Raw genomic sequence first — 23,536 nt, 5'->3', positions numbered from 1 at the left:
TGCCCCCCGGTTTCACGACCGACAAAAAGAAAGGGGCGCCCCGGCCGATGCCGGAGCGCCCCCGATGACGTGCAATCGTGCGCGTCGGATCAGTAGCGGTAATGATCCGGCTTGAACGGGCCGGCGGCCGGCACGCCGATGTAATCGGCCTGCTTCTGGCTCAGCTGCGTCAGCTTGACGCCCAGCTTTTCCAGGTGAAGCGCCGCGACCTTTTCGTCCAGATGCTTCGGCAGGACATAGACTTCGTTATTGTACTGCTCGGGCCGGGTGAACAGCTCGATCTGCGCCAGCGTCTGATTGGTAAAGCTGGCCGACATCACGAAGGACGGGTGGCCGGTCGCGTTGCCCAGGTTCACCAGACGGCCCTTGGACAGGATGATGATCTGCTTGCCATCGTCGAACTCGACCAGGTCGACCTGCGGCTTGATCTCGGTCCACTTGTAGTTGGACAGGGCCGCGATCTGGATCTCGCTGTCGAAATGGCCGATGTTGCAGACGATCGACATGGGCTTCATCGCCTTCATGTGATCGGCGGTGATGACGTCGGCATTGCCGGTCGCCGTCACGAAGATGTCGGCGCGCGTGACCGCCTCTTCCATCGTCACGACCTCGAAGCCCTCCATCGCCGCCTGCAGCGCGCAGATCGGGTCGATCTCGGTGACGAGCACGCGAGCGCCGCCGTTGCGGAGCGACTGGGCGCTGCCCTTGCCGACGTCACCGAAGCCGGCGACGACCGCGACCTTGCCGGCCAGCATCACGTCGGTGCCGCGGCGGATCGCGTCGACCAGCGATTCCTTGCAGCCATAAAGGTTGTCGAACTTCGACTTGGTGACGCTGTCGTTCACGTTGATCGCGGGGAAGGGCAGTTCGCCCTTCTTGGCGATGTGATACAGGCGGTGCACGCCGGTGGTCGTTTCTTCCGACACGCCCTTGATGTTCTTCACGGTTTCCGTGAGGTAGCCGGGCTTGCGAGCGATGAATTCCTTCACCGCGCGCTGCATTTCGACCTCTTCCTCATTCTCCGGCTCGCCGAAGCTGTGGCCAGCTTCCAGCTTGGCGCCCCACAGCGCAAACATGGTGGCGTCGCCGCCATCGTCCAGGATCATGTTGCAGGTTTCGTCACCCCAGTCGAAGATGCGACCGACATAGTCCCAGTAATCGGCGAGGCTCTCGCCCTTCACCGCGAACACCGGGATGCCCGCAGCGGCGATGGCGGCGGCGGCATGATCCTGGGTCGAAAAGATGTTGCACGTGGCCCAGCGGACCTCCGCACCCAGCGCGGTCAGCGTTTCGATCAGCACGGCGGTCTGGATCGTCATGTGCAGCGAACCGACGATCTTCGCGCCCTTCAGCGGCTGGGACGGGCCGAATTCCTCGCGCAGCGCCATCAGGCCCGGCATTTCGGTTTCGGCGATGTCGATTTCCATCCGGCCCCAATTGGCCAGGCCGATATCGGCAATCACATAGTCCTTGGCGGCGTCGATCGTCGCGGTGGCCACTGTCAAATCTCCTGCTCAGCAATAGGCACACGGCGTTGGCACCGTGTGAACTGAGGCTGCCGATACAGCCTCCGCCGGCGGAACGCAACGTCGTATAAAGGATTCTTTATATGCCGATCGGTCAGGCGCTGCCGCCGCTGATCGAAAGCAGCCGGGGATCGATCCCGGCGCGCTGGAACCCGTGCGACCAGCGCTGATCGGTCGGCGTGTCGAACACCAGCCCGGGATCTCCGCCGGTATTGAACCAGCCATGCCGGGTCATCTCATCCTCAAGCTGTCCCTCGCCCCAGCCAGCATAGCCCAGCGCGGCGAGCCAGCGGTTCGGCCCCCGCCCCTCCGCAATCGCACGGAGCACGTCGATCGTGCCCGACAAAGCCCAGCGACCGGCGACGTCGATGGTATCCTGTCCGCTCCAGTCCAGGCTATGCACGACGAATCCGCGACGCAATTCGACCGGACCGCCGAAATGGACCGGCCCATCGGGGCATTCCCGCGCATCGATTTCCACCTGGGCCAGCAGGTCGTAGAAACTGAGGCCCTCGATCGTGGCACCGATGCCGATGCCTAGTGCCCCTTCTTCATTGTGCGCGCACATCGCGATCACCGCCTGGTCGAACCGGCTGTCCCCGATTCCCGGCATCGCCAGCAGAAACTGGCCCACAAGATAGGCTGGCGCGTCCATCCACCTCCATTATAGTGCGCCGCATGGCAAACCCAAGCCCGCCCGCCGTTTCCGTAATCGTCCCGGCCTATGGCGTCGCCGATCTGGTCGGTGAAACGCTCGCGTCGCTCCAGTCGCAGACGCTGACGGACTGGGAAGCGATCGTCGTCGATGACGGAGCGCCAGACGATGTGGCGGGCGCGGTCGCAACATTTCTCGCCGATCCGCGCATCCGGCTGCTGCAAACCGACAATGGCGGATTGGCGACGGCGCGCAACCGGGCGATCGCCACGGCGCGGGCACCGGTCGTGTCGCTGCTGGACGGCGACGACCTGTATGAACCGCGCTATCTGGAGGCGATGCTGGCCGGGCTGACTGCCGACCCCGGACATGGCTTCGTCACATGCGATGCGACCTATTTCGGGGATTCACGGTCGGGCGAGCGGTTCACCGATTATTTCCCGCAGACGCTGCCGATGACGCTGGACCGGGTGCTGTCACGGCAATTCTATGTGTTCGGGGCCGGGATGTTCCGGCGCGACGCGTTCGATTCGATCGGGGGGTTCGACGCCTCGCTGCGTTCGGCCGAGGATCTGGACTTCTGGATCCGGCTGTTATCGGCGGGGTGGACGGGGGGCTATGTGCCAGAGCCGCTGCACCGGTATCGGCGGCGATCCACGTCGCTGTCCCGCAATTCCGCGGGCCTGTTCCGGTACGAGGCGGCGGTTTACCGAAAGGCTGCGGCAGCGCTGGCTGACCGACCGGAGGCGGATACCGCCGCCCGCATGGCGACCCTGTTGGAACAGCGGCTGGCCCGGGCGGAGGGAGAGGCGATGATCCTGTCGGGCGATACGCGCGGCGGCATCGCCCGGCTGGCGGAAGGGCGGATGGGCGAGGAATCGCTGAAATGGCGGGTGACCATGGCCGTGATGCAGGCATTGCCCCCCCTCGCCCGCCCGATCCTGTCCGCCAGGGCGCGCAACAATCAGCGGGTTTGACGATCGCGCGCCTTTAAACGGCAAGCCCGAACCCTAAATGCCCGGACGATATCAATAAAAGGAGACGGCCATGAGCATCCAAACCGGCGACAAGCTGCCCGATGTGACCCTGATCAAGGCAACGAGCGAAGGCCCCGACGCCGTTCAGTCGGCGGATTTCTTTGCAGGGCGAAAGGTGGCCGTGTTTGCGGTGCCGGGCGCCTATACCCCGACCTGTTCGGCCAAGCACCTGCCCGGCTATCTGGAGCAGCTCGACAATCTGAAGGCCAAAGGCGTGGACGAGGTCGCCTGCATTTCAGTCAACGACGCGTTCGTCATGGGTGCATGGGCCAAGGCCAACGATGCCGAGGGCAAGGTGACGATGCTGGCCGATGGCAATGGCGAATTCGCCGAAGCCATCGGGCTGACCATGGACGGATCGAAATACGGCATGGGCACGCGCAGCCAGCGTTATTCGATGCTGGTCAATGACGGCGTGGTAGAAGCGTTGAATGTCGAGGCGCCGGGCGAGTTCCGGGTGAGTTCGGCCGAACATCTGCTGGAAACGCTCTGACATCGGACCACGCCCGCGCAACGATCCCGGCGCGGGCGTGGGTTTCCGGCCGTTGCTGTAATGGAACCATCTTCGTTGCAGGTTCGTTCAGACCGCCAGACGAAGGAGATTCCCGATGACCACCACCAGCGGCCCGGCAACCGGGACCCCGACCGACACCAAGAACACGGCCGCGCCGGAAGCCAAGAAGGCGGCACCGCGCAAGCGCACGACCGCTGCTGCCAAATCGGGCACGGCGACCAGGACCGGGACTGCGGCCAAGTCGGCGAACGGAACTTCCCGCCCCGCCAAGACAGCGGCGCCCAAGGCAAAGGCTCCGGCAAAGACTGCGGGCAAGGCGACGACCACCAAGGCAAAGGCCCCGAGCAAGGCGGGCAAGGCTGCTGGCGCCAGCCCGGTGGATAAGGCGGTCAAGGCCGTCAAGGACAATCCCAAGACCGCTGCCGCCATCGCCACCGGCGCTGCCGCTGCGGTGGCCGGTGCGATCTTTGGCGCGGCGAAGCTGCGTAATCGGGCCGACAAGCCGGCAGAGGCCAAGGTTACCGGTATTGCGACGCCGGTTACCGATCCGGCCGAGGACTGACCACTCCGCCGATTTTATCATGACCGCCGCGAAACGACATTTTCGCGGCGGTCTTGTCAGGGTCATAATGACGGCCTAGCCCGGGCATCATGAACGCGACCGAAATCGTTGCCGAGCTGGAACGTCGATACCAGCAATCCGTCCGAAATCTGCAGGATGCCCTGACCCGGTATCTGACCGACGCCACCCCCCCGCCGGCATCGGCGCGCACCGATGGCAGCTTTGCCTATCCCGAGATACGGCTGACCTATCACGGCGAAAGCGAACAGCGCCCTGCGCCGCTACGCTCGTTCGGGCGATTGAGCGAATCCGGCGATTACCGGATCACAGTAACCAAACCCGCCATGTTCGGCGGCTATCTCATCGAACAACTCGACCTGCTTATCGAGGGGTATGACGTCACCATCGAAGTCGGCACCAGCCGCCAGGAAATCCCGTTTCCCTATGTCCTGGATCCCGGCCATGCGCTGAGCCTTGACCAGGTGTCGGCGATCGAACTGGCCCGGCATTTCCCGGCAACCGAGCTGGCGCATATCGGTGACGAGATTGCCGATGGGCAATGGGACGACGGGTCCGGCGTCCGCCCCCTCGCGCTGTTCGACGGGCTGCGCACCGATTTTTCGCTGGCCCGGCTGCGGCATTATACCGGCACCCCGGCCGAGCATGTTCAGGATTATATCCTGTTCACCAACTATCACCGGTATGTCGACGAATTCGTCCGCTGGGCCTGTGCCCAGCTTGGGCCAGACAGTCCCTATACCGGCGTGTCAGCGGCCGGCGGGGTGATGATCCGCGCGGGTGACGATCCGGAGCGGCTGGTCAGCGACAGTGCATGGCGGCGGCACCAGATGCCGGCCTATCACCTGATGGCGCCCGGCGGCCAGGGCATCACGCTGGTCAACATCGGCGTCGGCCCGTCCAATGCCAAGACGATCTGCGACCATCTGGCGGTGCTGCGCCCCCATGCGTGGCTGATGATCGGCCATTGCGGCGGGCTTCGGCCGAGCCAGCGGATCGGCGACTATGTGCTCGCCCACGCCTATCTGCGCGACGATCACGTTCTGGACGACGTATTGCCGCCTGAGATCCCGGTGCCCGCCATCGCCGAGGTGCAGCAGGCCTTGGCCCGCGCGGCGGAAACGGTGTCGGGCGAGGATGGAGAGGCGCTGAAGCGGCGGTTGCGCACGGGGACCATCGTCACCACCGATGACCGCAACTGGGAACTGCGCTTTTCGAAATCGGCGCTTCGCTTTTCACTCAGCCGGGCGGTCGGCATCGACATGGAATCGGCCACCATCGCGGCCCAGGGCTTCCGGTTCCGGGTCCCCTATGGCACATTGTTGTGCGTGTCCGACAAGCCGCTGCACGGCGAATTGAAATTGCCGGGGCAGGCGAACCGCTTTTACGAGCGGGCCATCGCTGAACATTTGAAAATCGGCATTGAAACCGTCGAAGAATTGCGGCGTGAAGGATCGAAATTGCACAGCCGCAAATTAAGGGCGTTTAACGAGCCGCCTTTCCGCTAAAGTGAACCCAGTAACGCGTAACGGGATGACTGCATGCAACGACTGGCGCTGACCGATATTGTTCCCGATGCAATGGAACACGGCCCGATCAACGCCAAGGCGGACCGGCTTTCCGGCGTATATCTGGGCAATCAGGTGGTGCTCACCCGGCTGTGGACCGGGCATCCGTTCATGGTGTCGACCAACGACATGATCGTCGCCCCGCACCTGATCAATCTGGGCATCAACGAACCGCATAACAGCCGCACGCTCGTGTCGCTGGTCCGGCAGGGAGACGTGGTCGTCGATATCGGTGCGAATGTCGGTTATTTCAGCATCCTGGCGGGATGGCGCGCCTATCCCGATGGGCAGCTATGGGCGTTCGAACCGAATCCCGCAGTTTTCAGGATTCTGAGCGACAACATCACCAGCAATGCGATGCAATGGATGGCGCGGCGTCACCGCGTGGCCCTGTCGGACCGGACCGGCACGGCGGCGCTGCGCATCTTTCCGGGCTATGAGGCGACATCGACGATTCGCGATGTGCCGGACGATTTCCTGGCGCATACCGAGGCAGAAACCGGTCGGCCGTCCCATACCATTGATGTGCCGATGGCTCGGCTGGACGACGTGATGCGCGACGTGCCGGAGATCCATGTCCTGAAAATCGATGCGGAGGGACATGAGCCCGCCGTCATCCGCGGGGCGGAACAACTGCTGCGCCGTTCCCCTTCGGTGAAGATCATCATGGAGTTCGTGCCCCACATCATGGGGACGAACGAGGCACGGTCGCTGCTCCAGCTGCTACGGACCATCGGCTTCCGCATCTACCGGATCGAAGCGGACGAGGGCTATACGGCGCAGGACAGCGACGATGCGCTGATCGGCGCGCCGTTTTCCGACCTGTTGCTCGTCCGCCCGGCGGGCTGAGGGCTTACCAGCCCTCGGCCTCACCCTTATTCTGTTCGTCCAGCCAAGCCTTCAGCGGCGCGAAATATTCGACCATTGCCGCGCCGGACATTTCCCGGCTGCCGGTAAACGCCTCCAGCGCGTCGGGCCACGGCTTCGAAGCCCCCATTCCCAGCATCGCGTTCAGCTTTTCGCCGACTTCCTTATTGCCGTAGAAGGAGCAGCGGTGGAGCGGCCCGGTCCAGCCAGCCTGTTCGCACGCAGCCTTGTAGAACTGAAACTGCAGCAGCCGAGCCAGGAAATAGCGGGTATAGGGCACGCTGGCGGGCACATGATATTTCGCGCCGGGATCGAACTTGTCATCGCCCCGCTCCTCCGGCGGGACCAGCCCCTGATATTGCAGCCGCAGCGAATCCCAGGCGGCCTGGTAACCGGCGGGCTTGACGCTGCCCGAAAACACGCCCCAGCGCCATTTGTCGATCAGCAGGCCAAAGGGCAGGAACGCGACCTTGTCCATCGCCTGACGCAGCAGCAGGCCGATATCCTTGTCCTCGCTCGGCACCTTTGACGCATCGAGCAGGCCAATCTGGACCAGATAGTCGGGCGTGATCGACAGCGCGACGAAATCGCCGATCGCCTCGTGGAACCCGTCATTGGCACCGTTCAGATACAGATAGCTCTGATCCTTATAGGCGCGCTGATAGTAATTATGGCCCAGTTCGTGATGGATGACGACGAAATCGTCGCCATTCACCTTGATGCACATCTTGATCCGGATATCGTCCTTGTTGTCGATATCCCATGCCGATGCATGGCAGACGACCTCTCGATCGGCCGGCTTCACGAACATGGAGCGTTGCCAGAACGTCTCCGGCAGCGGTTCGAACCCCAGCGAGGAATAAAAGCCCTCGCCGATCTTTACCATGCCGACCGGATCGGCCTTCTTCGCTTCAAGGAGCTTGGTGACGTCATAGCCGATATCGCCCGCCCCCTTGGGCGCGACGATGTCATAGATGTTGCCCCATTCCTGCGCCCACATATTGCCGAGCAGGTCGGCACGGATCGGGCCGGTGCGGGGCTGCACTGCGTCGCCATATTTCTCGTTCAGCTTCTTGCGCGTATAGACGAATAGCGAGCGATAGAGCGGCTCGACCTCCTTCCACATTTTGTCGGTCAGCTTAGCGAATTCGGCAGGGTCCATGTCGTAATTGGACCGCCACATCGCCCCGACGTCGCGGAACGCCAGTTCCTTTGCCCCCAGATTGGCAATCTCGACGGTGCGGGCATAGTCCGCGGCCATCGGCGCGCCGACATTGTCGTGCCAGCTGACCCACATTTCCTTGAGCTTGGCCGGATCGCGCTCGGTACCCATCGCCGCTTCGATATCGGATCCGTTGATCGGCTGACCGTTCAGCGTCCCCTTGCCCTTGCCATAGGCAGAGGACATCTTGGTCACCAAAGTCGCGAGCTCGTCCGCAGCGCCCGGTGTCGTGGGCGCAGGCAGAGTGAGGCCGGAGCGCATGATGTCCAGCTTGCGCCTGGTATCGGGCGACAGGTCGGGGATGGCAGCATATTTCGCGGCATCCAGCGCGTACTTCACGGCCATTTCCGTGCCCTCGGCCCCGCTCTGGGCCGCAAGCGCGTCGGTATCGTCGGTGATGTAGGTCGAGTTGACCCATGCGATCCGGCTGGCCTCGACCGAATAGTCGAACGCCGCCTTTTCGGCCGCAGCCACAAAGGCATCGGCATCGGCAGGCGTCAGCGCCTTTCCAGCAGCGGCGGCAGGAGCGGCGGGCTTTTGCTGGGCCGAAACAGGGATTGCCAACAGGCAAGCGAGTGCGAGGGCGGAAACTCCGGTGCGGATCATGATGGCGGGACCTTCTGGACGCGACAATGGGATGCGCGTCTTGTGAGCCAGCGCGCAACCGGCCGTCAAGCGGTCAGGAAGTCGTGGATCGCCTCGCCCAGTTCGCGCTTGGTGACTGCGCTCATGTGATTGCCCGGCACCTCGACCAGCCGCGCGTCCGGCAGCAGGTCGGCCAGCGCGACGTGCGACCCGTTATCGTCATCCTCTGCGCCTGCGGCGACCAGCACCGACTGGGCAATTGCGGCGATCGCCTCGCGCGGCGTATCGACAAAGGTGTCGAGGATGCCCAGCAGCGCAACGGGATCGCCACCCGTGGTTTTCAGAAACGCCTCCGCCATCCATTCCGGCGATCCGCGCTGATGGCTGCCCAGGCCAGTGAGCACCCGGCGAAAATGCCCCGCCCGCGCGCCGGTATCAAGCAGCCCTTCCAGCCCCATGCCCGACAATATGACGCGGCGGGGTGCCGGGGCGTTGCCACGCGCCAGCACCCGGACGACGGTCCGCGCGCCCAGCGAATAGCCGCCCAGATCATAATCTCCGGCAGTCAGGCCAAGATGCGCAATCAGCGCCTCGGCATCCATCGCCAGCGCATCGGGCGGATAGGCCGCCGCATCATGCGGTCGCCCGCTGTCGCCATGCGCGCGCAGGTCCGGCACGATCACCCGGAACCCCGCATCGGCCAGCAAGGATGCATGGCCGTATTTGATCCAGTTGGTGTTGGCGTCGCTGAAATAGCCATGGATCAGCACCAGCGGCCGCCCCTCGCCCAGCTCGCGCCAGGCGATGGGTGTGCCGTCGAAACTGTCGAACCGCCGGGTGCCGTCCATGACGCTGACGCTCAGCCCTTTTTCAGGTGGCGGCGGCCCAGCAGCTCGGCGATCTGCACCGCGTTCAGGGCAGCGCCCTTGCGCAGATTGTCGCTGACGCACCACAGGGACAGGCCATTTTCGACCGTCGAATCCTCGCGTACGCGGCTGATGAACGTGGCGTAATCGCCAACGCATTCGATGGGCGTCACATATCCGCCGTCCTCACGCTTATCGACCAGCATCACGCCAGGCGCCTCGCGCAGGATATCCTGGGCCTGCTTGGCAGAGATCTCATCCTCGAACTCGATATTGATTGCTTCCGAATGGCCGACGAAAACGGGCACGCGCACGCAGGTGGCGGTGACCTTGATCTTCGGATCCAGGATCTTCTTGGTCTCGACCACCATCTTCCATTCTTCCTTGGTCGATCCGTCGTCCAGGAAGCTGTCGATATGCGGGATCACGTTGAACGCGATCTGCTTGGTGAACTTCTTCGGCTCGGCCTGGTCGCCGACGAAAATGTTGCGCGATTGTTCGAACAGCTCGTCCATCCCAGCCTTGCCGGCGCCGGACACCGACTGATAGGTGGCGACGACGACCCGCTTGATCTTTGCAGCGTCATGCAGCGGCTTTAGCGCGACGACCATCTGTGCGGTCGAACAGTTCGGGTTGGCGATGATGTTGCGCGCCTTGTACCCGTCGATCGCCTCCGGGTTCACCTCGGGCACGATCAACGGAACGTCCGGTTCCATGCGGTATAGCGAGGCATTGTCGATGACGGTGCAACCGGCCGCGGCAAATCGCGGGGCGTGCAGCTTGCTGCCGTCGCTGCCGATGGCGAACAGCGCCATGTCCCAGCCGGTGGGGTCGAAATGCTCGATATTCTGGACCTTGAGTTTCCGGCCCGTCTCACCGAACTCGATTTCGTCGCCTTGGCTGCGTGCAGAGGCGAGTACAGCGATCTCGTCGATCGGGAATTCCCGCTCGGCGAGGATGTTCAGCATTTCGCGGCCCACATTGCCCGTGGCCCCCGCGACGACAACCCGATACCCCATGATAACGTCCAGTTCCTTGATGGCTCCCGCTCGGTGATTGAGCGCGGCTGCTTTAGCGCCTTTGCACGCTCATGGAACCCAAGAAAGCCTGGGCGTTACACGAAGCCCAGGTTGCGCGAACCAAAATTGCCCAGTTGGGGCAGGATGGTGCCCAGATCGGCATCCGGCACCCCGAACCAGCGGGCCAGCGTTGCGGCATATTGGTCCGTCGCGGTCGATGGCAGCAAGCGCCCCTGCCCCACCTGATCGTCGGTTTCAATCGAGACATGGGGTGCGGTGCCGTAATAGCGGCCGCCCTTGACGGCGCCGCCCATCACGAAATGATGGCTGCCCCAGCCATGATCGGACCCGTCGCCATTGTTGACCAGCGTGCGGCCGAAATCGGATGCGGTAAAGGTCGTCACCTGTTGCTGGACGCCCAGTTCGACCGTTGCCATGTAGAATGCGGCCATGGCCTCATCCAGCTTGGCCATCAGGTCGGCATGCTTGGCCGACAGGTCGTTGTGATGATCGAATCCGTCCAGCGCGACGAAGAAAACCTGACGCTTCGACCCCAATTCGCCCCGAGCGCCGATCAGCCGGGCGACGATGCGCAGCTGGTCCGCCAGTTTGTTTTCCCCCGGCACGATGTCGAAACTGGTTTTCAGGTCCACCTTGTCGAGGGCCGAATTGACGATGCCCTCCATCCGCATCGACCGCCGGGCCAGCATCGCCAGTTCGTTTTCCATCGCGTGATCGCGCTGGGCAGTCATCAGCGTGTTCAGCGCAGCGGCAATGGCCGGCGATCCATAGGCCGGCTTGTGAATCGCCTGAACCTTGATCGCGCCCTTCGGGCTGATCTGATATTGCAGCGCCTTGTCGCCCGACACGAACACGGCATTGCCGCTGGCCGAGATACAGGTGAGCAGCGAATGCTGGTTGCGGTCCATCGCCCAGTCGCCCAGCCGCCCGCCCCAGCCGACCACGGCTCCCTCGCTGCCCAGCGCCTGCCACACCGATTGCTGGTCGTTGTGGCTGAACAGCTTTGGCGGCAGCGGAAAGTTCGCTCGGTCATTGCCGTCGAATTGCGCGCGGGTCAGCGGCACGATCAGCGGGCCGACATTCAGCACTGGTGCAATCTTGCCCGCATCGAACAACAGCTTCACCCGCGGCATCTGGGGTGCGACCGCATAGGCCAGATCGTCGGTCAGCACCTGCTTGACGCGGGGCACCAGGGTCGTCGCGCCCAGGTCGTTCCGGCCATAACCGATATTGCCCCGGATGCGCAGGTAGCGGGCGTGATTGACCGGATCGACCGGGATCAGCGTATTGCCATGGTCGTTTCCGCCATACAGGAAGATGCAGACCAGCGCGCGGTAATCGTCCGCGCCCGGCGCCGCCGCCTCGGCCATATGGCCCAGGCTCATCGCCAGCGGCGCGCCAGCGCCGATCGCGGTCAATTGCGATGCGCGGGCCAGCAAGGTCCGGCGGCTGACCGGCGTCGTGATGATGTTCGCCATGCCCCGATCCCCCCTATTTCTCGACCAGATATTCGGGCGATGCCATGACCAGCAGGCAGGCACTGGCCAGCCGGTCTAGCTTTGCGTCCTCGCCTGCGTCCTCGGCCACCGCCGTTGCGGCAAGCGCATCCGCAATCAGCGTCACGGATTGCTCCGACAATCGCCCTGCCGCCAGATGCAGGTTCAGCCAGTCTGTGACTGCTCGCGCGTCATGCGCGATGGGCAGCAGCGCGGCATAGCTGGGCCGGATGCCCCGGGCGCCCCAGCGGATCGTCCATTGCAGGAAGTTGAGATAGCCCGCGATGCTCGTCTCGTTCGCGATCTGGAATTCGGGCGCCAGCTTCTCCGCCTTGGCGATCTCGGTCTGGGGCGGGCGGTAACCAGGGCGGAAGAAGTTGAACACCGACGGCGACCGGAGCGGGCTTTGCGCCAGCGCCTCGTCATTGCGGCTGGTGTCGAACATCTCGAAAGGTTCATCCACCTGTTTCAGACCAACGGTCCGCGCCCAGCCGACATAGCGGAGGACGGGTTCGCGCACCTTGCCAGCCAGCCGGTCATCCGGCCGCGGCGGTGCCATCGCTTCCGGGTCGGTCAACACCGCGCGCCACACCGCCTTCAGGTCGCCGCGCACCCCCTTGCCATTGTCGGCAAAGGCCGCCGCGACGCGCCCGACATAGGCGGGGCTGGGATTGCTGGTGATCAGTCGCTGGATCATCTGCCGCCCGAAAAAGGGTCCGACATTGGGATGGTTGAACAGATGGTCGTGCGCCATCGCCAGTGCCTGTTCGCCCGGCGTGTTTTCAGGAATGGTCAGGCCCAGGAAGGTGACGGCCAGCTTCGAATGCTTCCCCGGATCAAGCACCATGGGGTCTAGGCAGAATTCCTGGCTGATCACCGGATAATCCTGCCAGGCGACATCAGTCTTCTTCACCCGGCGCATGTCATGGTCATAGCCGGTAAAGACCCGCGCCAGATTGGTCACATCGCTTTGCGTATAGGTTTCGATCGGCTTGCCCGCCGCATCGAGCTTCTCCGTGCCGTCCGGATTCAGTTCATACAGGCCGATGGTGAAGAGCTGCATGATTTCCCGGGCGTAATTTTCGTCAGGCTGGCGACCGGTGGCGGGGTCTTCCTTCAGATTGCCCTTGGTATTGAGGTACATGCCCATGGCGGCGTTCAGCGTCACCGCCTGCATCAGGTCGCGGAAATTGCCGAAGGCATGGCGCGTCAGCACCGACCAGTATCCCGCCATCATGTAGGGCGGCCAGAACCCGTCGATCGGATTGAGCGACACCACGAAGAACTGCGACAGGGCAAAGGCGAGCCGCTGGCGCATCTCGTCCGGCTGAGCGATGAGCTGGTTCCAGATCATGTAATCGCCCGCCTGCGGCCAGAAATAGCGGGATTCCTTCGTAATGGCGGCGTGACCATTGGCGGTCAGCCAGTCCGAGCCGCTCTGCCCGGGGGAAACCGCGAAATGCCTGTCGAGCCAGCGGTCGGGGCCGATGTCCAGATATTCGACAATATCCTGCGGCGTGGCGGCAAACTTGGCGCGCTGGATGAACCGCGCCGCCATGGCCGCATCGCTGGTCGCCATTGCCACCTGCCCCTCTCCCCGCTTTTTCTGTTACCGCGATCATACGGCAAACCGGGGTCGGGTCAATCAGACCGCTTCGCTCGGCATCGTGGTCCAGCCAAGTCGGGGGATGGCGATCGACCGCCGGCCGGACAGATCGGTGCGGACGACAAACAATTCGCGGCTTTCGATATAGCCGATCAGCCGCCGGACGCGGCCAAGCGAGGCGGTGCCATAGATGCGGGCAAGCTCCTCATCCGGCGGGCAGGCCATGCCTTCCCGGGCTGCGCGCGCGATCAGCAGGAACGGGCCGAGCATTTCGTCCGGCAATTCCCTGGCCAGGCGAAAAGCGGGCGCCCATTCGGCATCCAGCCCGTCGACGATGCCCGCCCGCGCCGCCGACAGCCGGCGGGTAAAGCCCGCCAGATCGACAGGCGGGCTTTTCAGGCCCTGCATCCTGCACCGCACCTGGAAATCCTGAAACAGCACGGCGGCCGGTCGCGTCGCGGAGTCCGGCTCCTCAACGATCGCCTTCAGCACATCGGCAATCACGGCTTCCGCATCCAGATCGGCGAACAGGTCAGGCTCCGGCTCAGGCGCGTCCTCCGGCCGGGGGGCGGCGATTTCGGCGAGGACGTCCTCTGCCGAAACTGGCTCCGGTTCAGGCGGGCGGACGAACGACGGCACCGGATCGACGGGAGCGAAGAGCAGGTCCTTCATATCGCCTGCCGGCGCATCGGGCAGCGGCGTCAGCTTCGGGCTGCCGCTGCGGGCGCTGGTTTCGACGGCACCAATCGTCACCGCAATCGGACGACGCGACACCGCCGGACCCAATGCAAGGAAATGCCCGCGCGCGAGATCGCGGATCGCCTCGGCCTGCCGCCGCTCCATGCCCAGCAGGTCGGCGGCACGCGCCATATCGATGTCCAGAAAGGTGCGGCCCATCAGAAAGTTCGACGCCTCGGCCGCGACATTCTTTGCCAGCTTGGCCAGCCGCTGGGTGGCGATGACGCCGGCCAGACCGCGCTTGCGGCCCCGGCACATCAGGTTGGTCATGGCCGAAAGGCTGGCCCGGCGCACCTCTTCCGCCACCTCGCCGCCCCCGGCGGGAGCAAAGAGCTGTGCCTCGTCCACCACGACCAGCGCCGGATACCAATGGTCGCGCGGGGCATCGAACATCGCGTTCAGGAACGTGGCGGCACAGCGCATCTGCCCTTCTGCCTCCAGTCCCTCCAGGCTGAGCACCACGGAGGCGCGATGCTCACGGATGCGAGCGGCGAACCGCTCGATCTCGCGCTCGGCATGGTCGGCCGCCTCGATCACGACATGACCATAAGCGTCCGACAGGGTGATGAAATCGCCCTCCGGGTCGATCACCACCTGCTGCACACGGCCAGCGCTGCCCTCCAGCAGGCGGCGAAGCAGGTGCGATTTGCCCGATCCGGAATTGCCCTGCACCAGCAGCCGGGTGGCCAGCAGTTCTTCAAGGTCCATCACCACCGGCCTGCCCGCCGGATCGACCCCCATATCCACGCCAACCGTCATGCGAACGCCAATGGCGGATCGAATCGGGTGTCGGCAAGCGTTATGCGGTGCGCCGCCGGAACGGTTGCCGCTGGACATAGGACAGGCTGCGCCACACCCATTCCAGCGGTCCCGCAGCAAAGAAGCGCAACCAGACATTGGCCAGGATCAACAGCAGGGCGATCACGGCCGTCGCCACCCATAGCAGTTCCCACCAGTCGAGGGTGCCCCACAGGTTCAGGCCATAGGGTGCGAACAGGATGTGGATGCCGATGATCTGGGTCAGGAAATAGAGCGAGAATGCCGTCTTCCCCGCCGCCGCCGCCGGGCCAAGCAACCGCAGGCCCAAGGCCGATTTGGCAGCCCAGTTGATCAGCGCCAGATGGCCGATGGTCGTCGTCAGCCGTCCGACCTCATTCGTGAACCAGATCGTCTTTGCCGCCAATCCGAACTGCGTCACCTCGATCGCGCCGAGGGTGCGGACCGAAAGGCCGACGGCGTAGGCGGCCAGCATTAGGATCAGGTAGAAGCGTCGGGAGCGATCCCCCTGGATCACGCCCCATTTGAACAACGCCATGCCGATCAACATGGTGAAGAACGCCTCGATCACCGTAAAGGCAAGCGCGCCCTTGCCGATGAAGATCTTCATCCAGGTTTGCCATTGATATTGCGCGTAATCGAGCGCGCTGCCGGAATGCGCCTTGCGCTCCTCGGCCAGTTCCTCGCGCTGCTTGTCGGACAGGGTGCGCCGTGCCGCCACCTTGTTCCATTCCCGGGCGGTCTCGATGTCGTCTTTACTCAGTTTCTCGCCGCGCGCCTGCTTTTGCGCGACAGCCTCGACCCGGTCGATCAGGCCGGTGCGATCGACATAGCCAAAACTACCACCGCCGATCGTCAGCAACGCATAGGCCAGCCCGATCCCGATCAACACGCGCGGTCCGAGCAGCCGGAACGGGAACAGGAACATGGCGGCCAGCGCATAGACGAACAGAATGTCGCCGACCCACAGGATCAGGAAGATATCGATCAGGCCGAACAGGATCAGCCACATGGTCCGCCGGTAGTAAAGGTCGGCGATGGCGACCGGCCCGTCCGGCACCATCGCCCGCCGCGCGAGCAGCATCAGCCCCGCACCGAACAGCAATTCCAGCAGACAGCGCTGTGTCCCTTCGAGATAGATGGTCACGCCGAACCAGGCGGCCTGATCCAACGGTGTCCAGCCGATCTGTTTGAAATGATCGAACAACAGGGTGGTCGGCGCGGCCTGGAAGGGGATGTTCATGTAAAAGATGAACAGGATCGCGACCCCCCGAAGGATGTCGAGCACCGCGATCCGGTCCGCGCCCCTTACGGGCGCGATGCCTGCCAATTCCGTCATTTCGATACTCCCCCCGAAGTCGCCCAAGGCTATGCTTTCGGGGGGTGCCGGGTCAATCCGTCTTGGGCCGCCCGGTGACCCGGTCAGCGAAATTCAGGATCGTGCCCCACAGATGCTCGCTGATCCCCGGCCCCGCCACCCGGTGGGTCTGCCCCGGATAGAGCATGACCTGGAACGGCACTGCCGACTTCTGCATTTCCGCCATCATGACGGTGGAATGATCGAGCACGACATTGTCGTCGGCCATGCCGTGGATCAACAGCAGCGGATCGGCGATCTTGGCGGCGTTTTCGACCGTGTTCGACGTCTTGTAGGCATCCGGCACCTTTCGCGGATCGCCCATGTACCGCTCGGTATAATGCGTATCGTACAATTCCCATTTGCTGACCGGCGCGCCGGAAATGCCGCCGGCAAAGACGCCCTGCCCTGCCTCCAGCATCTTCAGCGTCATGTAGCCGCCATAGGACCAGCCATAGGTCACGATGGCATCGGGATCGACGAATGCCTGGGTCTTCAGCCACTGGGCGGCGGTCAGCTGATCCTGCACCTCGACGCTGCCCATCGCCTGATACAGGTGATCCTCGAAAGCCTTGCCGCGATTGGCCGCGCCGCGATTGTCGATCTGGAAAAAGATGTAGCCGCGGTCCACCAGATATTGCTGAAGCGCGCCTGACCATTGGCGGGCCACCGTCTGGCTGTGCGGGCCGCCATAATGCTGGAAGAACACCGGATAGCGCTTGCCCGGCTCAAGCACCGGCGTGACCATTTCCCAGTGCAGCACCGTGCCGTCGACAGCCTTCATCGTGCCGAACCGCTTGGGCCGGTGGCCGGGCAGATAGGGGTGATAGGGATGCGAGGCATCCAGCGCGTTTTCGTTGATCCACGCGATGCGCTTGGCGCCCGCATCCGCAAGCCAGGTCTGTGGCGGCTGATCCGGGTTGGAGCGGGTGACGATCATCCGGCTGGCATCGCCATTGCCGGACGCGCCGTGCCACCAGCCGGTTTCGGTCAGCCGTTCGGGTTCGCCTCCACCAAGCGGTACGGCATAGATGTGGCGTTCGAGCACGCCGTCCTTGTTGCCGGTCAGGATGATGCGGCCCGATTGCTGGTCGACGCCGACCAGCCCGAACACTTCCCAATCGCCGCGGGTCAATTGCTGCCACTGGCCGCGGTCGAACCGGTACAGATGGCCGTGCCCGTCGCGTTCGGACCACCAGATCAGCGTCCCGTCGTTCAGGAAGCGATAGGCATCGGACAGGTTGACCCAGCTTCGCTCGCCAGACTTTTCCGTGAACAGGATGCGGGATGCACCCGTCTGCGGGTCGACGGCCAGCATGTCCAGCACCGTCTGGTCGCGGCTCTGGCGCTGAACATACAGGGTCTTGCCATCAGGCGCCCAGTCGACCCGCGCCAGATAGATGTCGCGCTCCTCGCCCAGATCGACCTTTACCCGCCGCTTTCCGCCGTCGTGCAGGACATAGAGGTCGACCAGCACGTTGTCCGTGCCTGCCTTCGGATAGCGTTGATCATAGACGCGAGTGCCATCGGCGCCGATCGCGGCCCGGCTGACGATGGCGACAGGCGCTTCGTCATAGCGCTCGACGGCGATCATGCTGTCATCGGGTGACCACCAATAGCCCTTGCTGCGGCTCATTTCCTCTTGAGCGACGAACTCCGCCTCGCCCCAGTGAACGGTTTCGCTATCCTCCTGAGGCGTTACCGCCGTCGCCCTGCCGCTGGCCCGGTCGAGAAGCATCAGGCGGCCATCCTGGACATAGCTGACGGCCGACCCGCGCGGGCTGATTTCGGGGTTCAGCTTGGCACCGGTTCCGGCGGGCAGCTTTTCAGCGCTGCCGTCCAGGCCCGCGCGGTACAGCTCGCCGTCCAGCGGCACCAGGATCGACTTGCCGTCGGGTGCCCAGTCATAGGCGACGATGCCGCGCGTGCCGCCGATCCGGGCGCGCTCCCGCTGCATCTTTTCCGCTTCGGACAGTTCTCCGCCGCTGCTGAGCTTGGCCGAATCCACCAGCATCCGCCATTCGCCGCTGGCGGTATCCATCGCCCACAGGTCATAGCGATCGCGCTCATCGGGACGGTTGCGAAGCAGCGTCAGCCATTTGCCATCGGGCGACAGCCGGGCCGACCGCGGTGCCGGACCGTTCAGGTCGGGCGAGGCGAAGACGCGCTGCAGCGTCAGTTCGGCGGGCGCGGACTGAGCGGGTGCCTGTTGCGGTTCAGCGGCCATGGACAGGCCACCCATCATCAACGCGCTTGCCATAAAGGCCCATTTCAGCATCCCCGACACACTCCAACCCTGGCCGCGATCGTCCGGCCATTCGCGCAACCTTATTACGCGGCAGGGTTGAGGCGTAAAGGCGAGCTCCAAGAAAAAGGGCGCGAAAGCCGTGCCTTCGCGCCCTTTCATGCCTGTATGCCAGCAGCTTATTCGGCAGCGGCCGCCTTTTCGCCGGCGCGCGGATCGCGGCGCTCGGCAATGCGGGCGGACTTGCCGGTGCGGCCGCGCAGATAATAGAGCTTCGCGCGACGCACGACGCCGCGACGGACGACTTCGATGCTGTCGACGTTCGGCGAATAGAGCGGGAAAACGCGCTCGACACCCTCGCCGAACGAAATCTTGCGGACGGTGAAGTTGCTGCCCATGCCCTTGTTCGAGCGGGCGATGCAGACGCCTTCGAAGTTCTGGACGCGGGTGCGCTCGCCTTCGACGACCTTCACGCCGACCTTCAGCGTGTCGCCGGGGCGGAAATCGGGGATCTTCTTCGCTTCGTTGAACTTGGCGATATTCTCGGCTTCGATCTGCTGGATGAGGTTCATCTCATTCGTCCTTCTGTCGCCGCGCGCCAGAGGGAGAACCGACCCGAGCGCCCTCATGGCGCTCCCACAGGTCCGGCCTCCTTAGCCGTGTATCGGTCTCGGCCATCGACTTTCGCCAGGCCGCGATCCGCGCATGATCCCCCGATCGCAGCACTTCGGGGATCGTGCGCCCTTCCCATTCGACGGGTCGGGTATAATGCGGGTATTCGAGAAGGCCGCTTTCGAAGCTTTCCTCATCCCCGCTCTGGGTCGCGCCCATTACGCCGGGAATGAGCCGAATGCAAGCATCCAGCGTAACAAGGGCGCCCATTTCCCCGCCGGAAAGCACATAGTCGCCGATGCTGACCGGTTCGATCGGCCGGGCATCAAACAGGCGTTCGTCAAACCCCTCGAACCGGCCGCACAGGATCGACACCCCCGGCCCCGCAGCCAGTTCGCGGACGCGGGCTTGGGTCAGCGGGCGACCGCGGGGGGACATGGCCAGCATCGGACGGCCATAACCGACGGAATCGCAGGCGGCGGCGAGCACGTCCGCCTTCAGCACCATGCCCGCCCCGCCCCCGGCCGGGGTATCGTCCACCGTCCGGTGGCGGTCGGTGGCAAAGTCGCGGATCTGGACCGTTTCCAGCGCCCATTTCCCCTCCGCCAGCGCCCGCCCGGCGATGGAATGGCCGAGCGGACCGGGGAACATATCGGGATAGAGCGTCAGGACGGTGGCGTGGAAGGTCATGCTATCGGACCTGCGGCGCGAAGCGCAGTGCCTGGATGGTCAGGGGATCGGTGGGGGCAAGCAGCACCTGACCGTCGAGCAGGCCGCGTTCGCAGTTCCAGCGGAAGCTGACCTGCATCCGCGTCTGGACCGCCAGCGGCTCGGCGCTGGAGCAGGCACCGACCGCCCCTTTCAGTCGGGCAAACTCCCCGGCCCAATTGTCCGCCGACCGGTCCAGCAGGAAGTTCATCGCCAGCTTGCCCTCAAGCGGGGCCAGCGAACCGGCCGCATAAGCGGCGCGGGCGGCGTCGACGAAGGCGGAGAGGTGCGGCGCATCGACCGGCGCTGGCGACGACAGCGCGCCATCGCGGGCCAGCGCATAGAGGCTTTGCCAGACGGCGACGGCCGGGGCCTGGTAAGTGCGGTTGGCGAAGGCGAAGGCGGCGACGCCGCGTTCGGGCGCCAGCACGACGAAGCTGCCATAGCCGGGATAGCCGCCGCCATGGCTAAGCGTCAGGCCAAGGTCGCAGTCGGGAGTCACGCGCATCCCCATGCCATAGGCGATGGCGTGGGTGCAGCGATCATCCGCCCCCTGCCCCGGTCGCGGCGAAAGGCGGACGAAGTTCAGCCCCTGAGCCATCTCGCGCACCGTGGAGCGCCGGACCGGCCCCGATTCCGCGCCATCGCGCGCCGGCCAGGCGGACAGCAGGAAGGACAGCCATTTGGCATAGTCGGTGGCAGTGGTGTGCAGACCCCCCATCGCGCCGAATGCGCCGTCCTTCATCGACGGCTCCTCGACCCACTGGTCGTTTTCCCAGCGATAGCCGACAGCCAGCTTGTCCGGCGGCACATCCCCCACCTCATAGCCGGTTGCGGTCATGCCCAGCGGTGTCAGGATCGTGTCGCGGATATAGGCCTGATAGGGCTTCCCCGAGGCATTGGTGACGATGCGGCCGAGCAGCGCATAGCCGTAATTGGAATATTCGTGCGCCAGTTGCGGCGTACGGCTGAACGGCACCCCGCGAGCGATCATCGCGGTGAAATCGGGTTCGCTCAGCACCTGTTGCCGGTCCCCCCATGGATCGTCGGTGACCATGCCGGTGGTGTGGGCCAGCAGGTCGCGGATGCGGATGCGGGGGCTGTCGCTGGTCGGATAGGCCCAGCCCTTCATTTCCGGCACATGGGTTTCGGCGAGATCGTCGAGCCGCAGCCTGCCCTGATCCCGCAGATTGAGAATGGCGAGCGCGGTGAATGCCTTCGACATGCTGGCAATGCGGAAACGGGTGTCCACCGCGACCGAACGCGGGCTGCCCCAACGCTGCACGCCTTCGGCCCGGACCAGTTCCAACCGGCCGTTGCGGACGATGCCATAGACGAGGCCGGGCACGGGCGTCGCCTGTTGAAAGGCATCGAAGGCGGCGTCAATCCGAGCTTCGGTTTCGGCAGGGATCGCCTGCTGCGCCGCCCCTGCCGATGCCCAAAAAAGCAGCAGAAGGGGTGTCAACCGGTTGACAGTGTTGACGAACCGAACGGGTTTAACGCGAGGCCGACCAAGGGCGTCAGGCGCAGAAAGGGCGGAAATCGGCATGCCCGCAGCCAATCAGAAGTCGGGCGGTTAGGAAAGCATTTTCGATCCGGCTGCCCGGCATAGCACATGACAGGGCATCACCCTTGCCAAACCGGCCCGGACCTGAGCGGCGCGCAGCTTTGACGTCAAGCTCAGCCCGCAGATCCGACAGTAACCCAAGGCGGCATTTGCCCCGTGGACAGGGCGTGCGCCCATCCCTCAAATCCTTCGATACGCGCCTTTGCAGCAGCGCGGTGGTGGTCATATGCCACTCTGCGTAGACTGACCGCCGAACCATCGAGGATAAGGTAACGGGCATCCGGGTCACCCACCTCGACCCGGTAAGGAGCGGGGTGATCGTCGTCATAGGCCTGCAATCCGACGCTGCCTGCATTGGCGACACGGCGGCCATCGGCAAGCGTGACGATCCGTTGCAGATGGGTATGCCCGCACAGGATGAGCATCGCATCGGCGGGGCCGAGGCGCAAGGCGACCTCGCCCGCATCCCCATCCCGGATCGTCGGCGGATCGACGCTGTGCAGCAGATGCTCGACATCGCTGCGAGGCGACCCATGGCATAACAGCGTGTCGTTGAGCATGGTCGTGGCCGGCAACATGCGCAGCCATTCGAGATGTTCGGGTAACAGCCGTTCGCGCGTAAACCGGTCCGACTTGCCGATGCGCTCCGGCCCGTGGGTCAGCAGCTGTCGCTCGTGATTGCCCGCCAGCGTCGCCCAGTCCTGCGCCATCAGCCAATCCGCTGTCTCGGCCGGCCACAAGGGTCCAGACAAGCTGTCGCCCAGGTTGACGAAGCGCGTGCACCCTTGCGCCAGTGCATCGGCATGAACCGCTTCGAGCGCAGGCAAATTGCCGTGAATGTCGGACAGGACGGCGGTGCGCGTCATTCGATCCAGGCGGCGTTGACCACCAATCGGTCGGCATTCCAATCGGGCACGGCGGCGGGTGTCATGGGCACCATGAAGCGCTTGGCATCGGGCCGTTCGACCTCGATGACATCGCCCGCGCCGAAATTGTCGATGGCGACGACGGTTCCGACCGCCTCCCCAGCGTCGGTGACGACCGGCAGGCCGATCAGGTCGACATGATAATATTCGCCCTCGCCCAGCGGCGGAAGCAAGGAGCGCGGCACGGTGAGTTCGGTGCCGCGCATCGCCTCTGCCGCGTTGCGATCGCGCACTTCCGCAAAGCGGGCGATGGCACCGTTGGGGCCGTCGCGCAGGGACTTGAGCGTCAGTGTACCGCCGTTGAATGCAGCAAAGCCGTCCAGGCTTTCGGCAAAGACCTTGAGCCGGACTTCGCCCGCCACCCCATGCGCGCCGATGATGACGGCAAGGGTGACGGGTCGGTCGTCACTCGAGGCCAAGATATCGGAACGCGCGGTCATCGGGACTGCCCCACCCCAACCCCTCCCCTGAAGGGGAGGGGCTTTTGCTGAATCAACCTTCGGCCTGTTCCTCGGTCGCTTCGGCAACTGGTGCCTCTTCGGCAGCAGCTTCCTCGGCGGCAGGCGCTTCGGCCTCGGCCTTGGCGGCGGCGGCGGCTTCCTCGGCTGCCTTCAGCTTTTCGGCGCGCTCTTCGGCGCGTTCCTTGGCCTTTTCGCCCGGCTCGGCCTTTTTCGGGTTGCTGCGGGCTGCGCGCTCCTTGATGCCGGCGGCATCGAGGAAACGGGCGACGCGGTCGGTCGGCTGCGCGCCGACGCTCAGCCAATGCTTAGCGCGATCGGCATCCAGCTTGATGCGCTCGGCCGAATCCTTGGCGAGCAGCGGGTTATAGGTGCCGATCTTTTCGATGAACTTGCCGTCGCGGGGCGAACGGGCGTCGGCGATGACGATCCGGTAATAGGGCCGCTTCTTGGAGCCGCCACGCGACAGACGCATTGAAAGTGCCATTCTAACTTCGTCCTTCTCTTCTCTATCCATGTCGCGGGATCGAACCGCGACGATTACCTGTGACGCCCTGGACCCCGGCCTTCGCCGGGGAACGGGAAG

The 23,536-nt window shown here is 64.3% G+C and carries 21 protein-coding genes; 5 read left to right on the top strand and 16 right to left on the bottom strand.

Features of this window, described 5'->3' with window-relative positions; genetic code table 11:
• Positions 1-89: 89 nt before the first annotated feature.
• Both ahcY and ACPVPU_RS09120 read right to left on the bottom strand, forming a co-directional pair.
• The gene (gene ahcY / locus ACPVPU_RS09125; protein ID WP_448660468.1) at positions 90-1,484 is read right to left on the bottom strand and encodes an adenosylhomocysteinase; all 1,395 of its coding nucleotides are present in this window, start codon (positions 1,482-1,484) and stop codon (positions 90-92) included.
• 136 nt (positions 1,485-1,620) lie between these two features.
• Positions 1,621-2,181: a YqgE/AlgH family protein gene (locus ACPVPU_RS09120; RefSeq protein ID WP_448657618.1), complete on the bottom strand. Its 561-nt coding sequence runs from the start codon at positions 2,179-2,181 to the stop codon at positions 1,621-1,623.
• A gap of 23 nt (positions 2,182-2,204) precedes the next feature.
• Between ACPVPU_RS09120 and ACPVPU_RS09115 the strand changes: the two genes are divergently transcribed.
• From ACPVPU_RS09115 to ACPVPU_RS09095, 5 genes are all read left to right on the top strand, one after another.
• The gene (locus tag ACPVPU_RS09115; RefSeq protein WP_448657617.1) at positions 2,205-3,158 is read left to right on the top strand and encodes a glycosyltransferase family 2 protein; all 954 of its coding nucleotides are present in this window, start codon (positions 2,205-2,207) and stop codon (positions 3,156-3,158) included.
• A gap of 70 nt (positions 3,159-3,228) precedes the next feature.
• Positions 3,229-3,711, top strand: a complete 483-nt coding sequence (locus tag ACPVPU_RS09110) for a redoxin family protein (protein ID WP_448657616.1) — start codon at positions 3,229-3,231, stop codon at positions 3,709-3,711.
• A 115-nt stretch (positions 3,712-3,826) separates the two neighbouring features.
• On the top strand, positions 3,827-4,294 hold the full coding sequence (locus ACPVPU_RS09105; protein WP_448657615.1) for a hypothetical protein: 468 nt from the start codon (positions 3,827-3,829) through the stop codon (positions 4,292-4,294).
• A gap of 89 nt (positions 4,295-4,383) precedes the next feature.
• Positions 4,384-5,820: an AMP nucleosidase gene (locus ACPVPU_RS09100; RefSeq protein WP_448657614.1), complete on the top strand. Its 1,437-nt coding sequence runs from the start codon at positions 4,384-4,386 to the stop codon at positions 5,818-5,820.
• Positions 5,821-5,853: 33 nt separating this feature from the next.
• Entirely contained in the window at positions 5,854-6,729 is an 876-nt protein-coding gene (locus ACPVPU_RS09095) for an FkbM family methyltransferase (RefSeq protein ID WP_448657613.1), read from the top strand.
• 4 nt (positions 6,730-6,733) lie between these two features.
• Here ACPVPU_RS09095 and ACPVPU_RS09090 read toward each other — a convergent pair whose 3' ends face one another.
• The 14 genes from ACPVPU_RS09090 to rpsP form a co-directional block, all read right to left on the bottom strand.
• Positions 6,734-8,575, bottom strand: a complete 1,842-nt coding sequence (locus tag ACPVPU_RS09090) for a M2 family metallopeptidase (RefSeq protein ID WP_448657612.1) — start codon at positions 8,573-8,575, stop codon at positions 6,734-6,736.
• A gap of 65 nt (positions 8,576-8,640) precedes the next feature.
• The gene (locus ACPVPU_RS09085; RefSeq protein WP_448657611.1) at positions 8,641-9,402 is read right to left on the bottom strand and encodes an alpha/beta fold hydrolase; all 762 of its coding nucleotides are present in this window, start codon (positions 9,400-9,402) and stop codon (positions 8,641-8,643) included.
• A gap of 11 nt (positions 9,403-9,413) precedes the next feature.
• Entirely contained in the window at positions 9,414-10,439 is a 1,026-nt protein-coding gene (locus ACPVPU_RS09080; protein WP_448657610.1) for an aspartate-semialdehyde dehydrogenase, read from the bottom strand.
• Positions 10,440-10,534: 95 nt separating this feature from the next.
• The gene (locus ACPVPU_RS09075) at positions 10,535-11,938 is read right to left on the bottom strand and encodes a DUF1501 domain-containing protein (protein WP_448657609.1); all 1,404 of its coding nucleotides are present in this window, start codon (positions 11,936-11,938) and stop codon (positions 10,535-10,537) included.
• Positions 11,939-11,951: 13 nt separating this feature from the next.
• The gene (locus tag ACPVPU_RS09070; RefSeq protein WP_448657608.1) at positions 11,952-13,535 is read right to left on the bottom strand and encodes a DUF1800 domain-containing protein; all 1,584 of its coding nucleotides are present in this window, start codon (positions 13,533-13,535) and stop codon (positions 11,952-11,954) included.
• A 66-nt stretch (positions 13,536-13,601) separates the two neighbouring features.
• Positions 13,602-15,059: a helicase HerA domain-containing protein gene (locus tag ACPVPU_RS09065; protein WP_448657607.1), complete on the bottom strand. Its 1,458-nt coding sequence runs from the start codon at positions 15,057-15,059 to the stop codon at positions 13,602-13,604.
• Between the two features lie 40 nt (positions 15,060-15,099).
• The gene (locus ACPVPU_RS09060; protein ID WP_448657606.1) at positions 15,100-16,416 is read right to left on the bottom strand and encodes a DUF418 domain-containing protein; all 1,317 of its coding nucleotides are present in this window, start codon (positions 16,414-16,416) and stop codon (positions 15,100-15,102) included.
• A 52-nt stretch (positions 16,417-16,468) separates the two neighbouring features.
• The gene (locus ACPVPU_RS09055; protein WP_448657605.1) at positions 16,469-18,694 is read right to left on the bottom strand and encodes a DPP IV N-terminal domain-containing protein; all 2,226 of its coding nucleotides are present in this window, start codon (positions 18,692-18,694) and stop codon (positions 16,469-16,471) included.
• A gap of 164 nt (positions 18,695-18,858) precedes the next feature.
• Entirely contained in the window at positions 18,859-19,251 is a 393-nt protein-coding gene (gene rplS, locus ACPVPU_RS09050; protein ID WP_448657604.1) for a 50S ribosomal protein L19, read from the bottom strand.
• Between the two features lies 1 nt (position 19,252).
• Positions 19,253-19,981 (bottom strand): tRNA (guanosine(37)-N1)-methyltransferase TrmD, encoded by a 729-nt coding sequence (gene trmD / locus ACPVPU_RS09045; protein WP_448657603.1) that lies wholly within the window; start codon positions 19,979-19,981, stop codon positions 19,253-19,255.
• A 1-nt stretch (position 19,982) separates the two neighbouring features.
• Positions 19,983-21,464 carry a serine hydrolase domain-containing protein gene (locus tag ACPVPU_RS09040; RefSeq protein WP_448657602.1) on the bottom strand — a complete coding sequence of 494 codons (1,482 nt, stop codon included), beginning with the start codon at positions 21,462-21,464 and terminating at the stop codon, positions 19,983-19,985.
• A gap of 215 nt (positions 21,465-21,679) precedes the next feature.
• Positions 21,680-22,432 (bottom strand): metallophosphoesterase family protein, encoded by a 753-nt coding sequence (locus ACPVPU_RS09035; protein ID WP_448657601.1) that lies wholly within the window; start codon positions 22,430-22,432, stop codon positions 21,680-21,682.
• On the bottom strand, positions 22,429-22,932 hold the full coding sequence (rimM, locus tag ACPVPU_RS09030) for a ribosome maturation factor RimM (protein WP_448657600.1): 504 nt from the start codon (positions 22,930-22,932) through the stop codon (positions 22,429-22,431). Before rimM ends, ACPVPU_RS09035 begins: the two co-directional genes overlap by 4 nt.
• Before the next feature lie 52 nt (positions 22,933-22,984).
• On the bottom strand, positions 22,985-23,437 hold the full coding sequence (gene rpsP / locus ACPVPU_RS09025) for a 30S ribosomal protein S16 (protein ID WP_448657599.1): 453 nt from the start codon (positions 23,435-23,437) through the stop codon (positions 22,985-22,987).
• Between the last annotated feature and the right edge of the window lie 99 nt (positions 23,438-23,536).

Source organism: Sphingomonas paludis, assembly GCF_053502515.1.
The sequence above is the reverse complement of the archived record's forward strand: the minus strand, read 5'-3'. Positions and strand labels throughout refer to the sequence as shown.

Coding starts and splice junctions, on each gene's coding strand:
- ACPVPU_RS09120 (WP_448657618.1), bottom strand. CDS start 2,181: ATGGACGCGCCAGCCTATCTTGTGGGCCAGTTTCTGCTGGCGATGCCG.
- ACPVPU_RS09115 (WP_448657617.1), top strand. CDS start 2,205: ATGGCAAACCCAAGCCCGCCCGCCGTTTCCGTAATCGTCCCGGCCTAT.
- ACPVPU_RS09110 (WP_448657616.1), top strand. CDS start 3,229: ATGAGCATCCAAACCGGCGACAAGCTGCCCGATGTGACCCTGATCAAG.
- ACPVPU_RS09105 (WP_448657615.1), top strand. CDS start 3,827: ATGACCACCACCAGCGGCCCGGCAACCGGGACCCCGACCGACACCAAG.
- ACPVPU_RS09100 (WP_448657614.1), top strand. CDS start 4,384: ATGAACGCGACCGAAATCGTTGCCGAGCTGGAACGTCGATACCAGCAA.
- ACPVPU_RS09095 (WP_448657613.1), top strand. CDS start 5,854: ATGCAACGACTGGCGCTGACCGATATTGTTCCCGATGCAATGGAACAC.
- ACPVPU_RS09090 (WP_448657612.1), bottom strand. CDS start 8,575: ATGATCCGCACCGGAGTTTCCGCCCTCGCACTCGCTTGCCTGTTGGCA.
- ACPVPU_RS09085 (WP_448657611.1), bottom strand. CDS start 9,402: ATGGACGGCACCCGGCGGTTCGACAGTTTCGACGGCACACCCATCGCC.
- ACPVPU_RS09080 (WP_448657610.1), bottom strand. CDS start 10,439: ATGGGGTATCGGGTTGTCGTCGCGGGGGCCACGGGCAATGTGGGCCGC.
- ACPVPU_RS09075 (WP_448657609.1), bottom strand. CDS start 11,938: ATGGCGAACATCATCACGACGCCGGTCAGCCGCCGGACCTTGCTGGCC.
- ACPVPU_RS09070 (WP_448657608.1), bottom strand. CDS start 13,535: ATGGCGACCAGCGATGCGGCCATGGCGGCGCGGTTCATCCAGCGCGCC.
- ACPVPU_RS09065 (WP_448657607.1), bottom strand. CDS start 15,059: ATGACGGTTGGCGTGGATATGGGGGTCGATCCGGCGGGCAGGCCGGTG.
- ACPVPU_RS09060 (WP_448657606.1), bottom strand. CDS start 16,416: ATGACGGAATTGGCAGGCATCGCGCCCGTAAGGGGCGCGGACCGGATC.
- ACPVPU_RS09055 (WP_448657605.1), bottom strand. CDS start 18,694: ATGGCAAGCGCGTTGATGATGGGTGGCCTGTCCATGGCCGCTGAACCG.
- rplS (WP_448657604.1), bottom strand. CDS start 19,251: ATGAACCTCATCCAGCAGATCGAAGCCGAGAATATCGCCAAGTTCAAC.
- trmD (WP_448657603.1), bottom strand. CDS start 19,981: ATGACCTTCCACGCCACCGTCCTGACGCTCTATCCCGATATGTTCCCC.
- ACPVPU_RS09035 (WP_448657601.1), bottom strand. CDS start 22,432: ATGACGCGCACCGCCGTCCTGTCCGACATTCACGGCAATTTGCCTGCG.
- rimM (WP_448657600.1), bottom strand. CDS start 22,932: ATGACCGCGCGTTCCGATATCTTGGCCTCGAGTGACGACCGACCCGTC.
- rpsP (WP_448657599.1), bottom strand. CDS start 23,437: ATGGCACTTTCAATGCGTCTGTCGCGTGGCGGCTCCAAGAAGCGGCCC.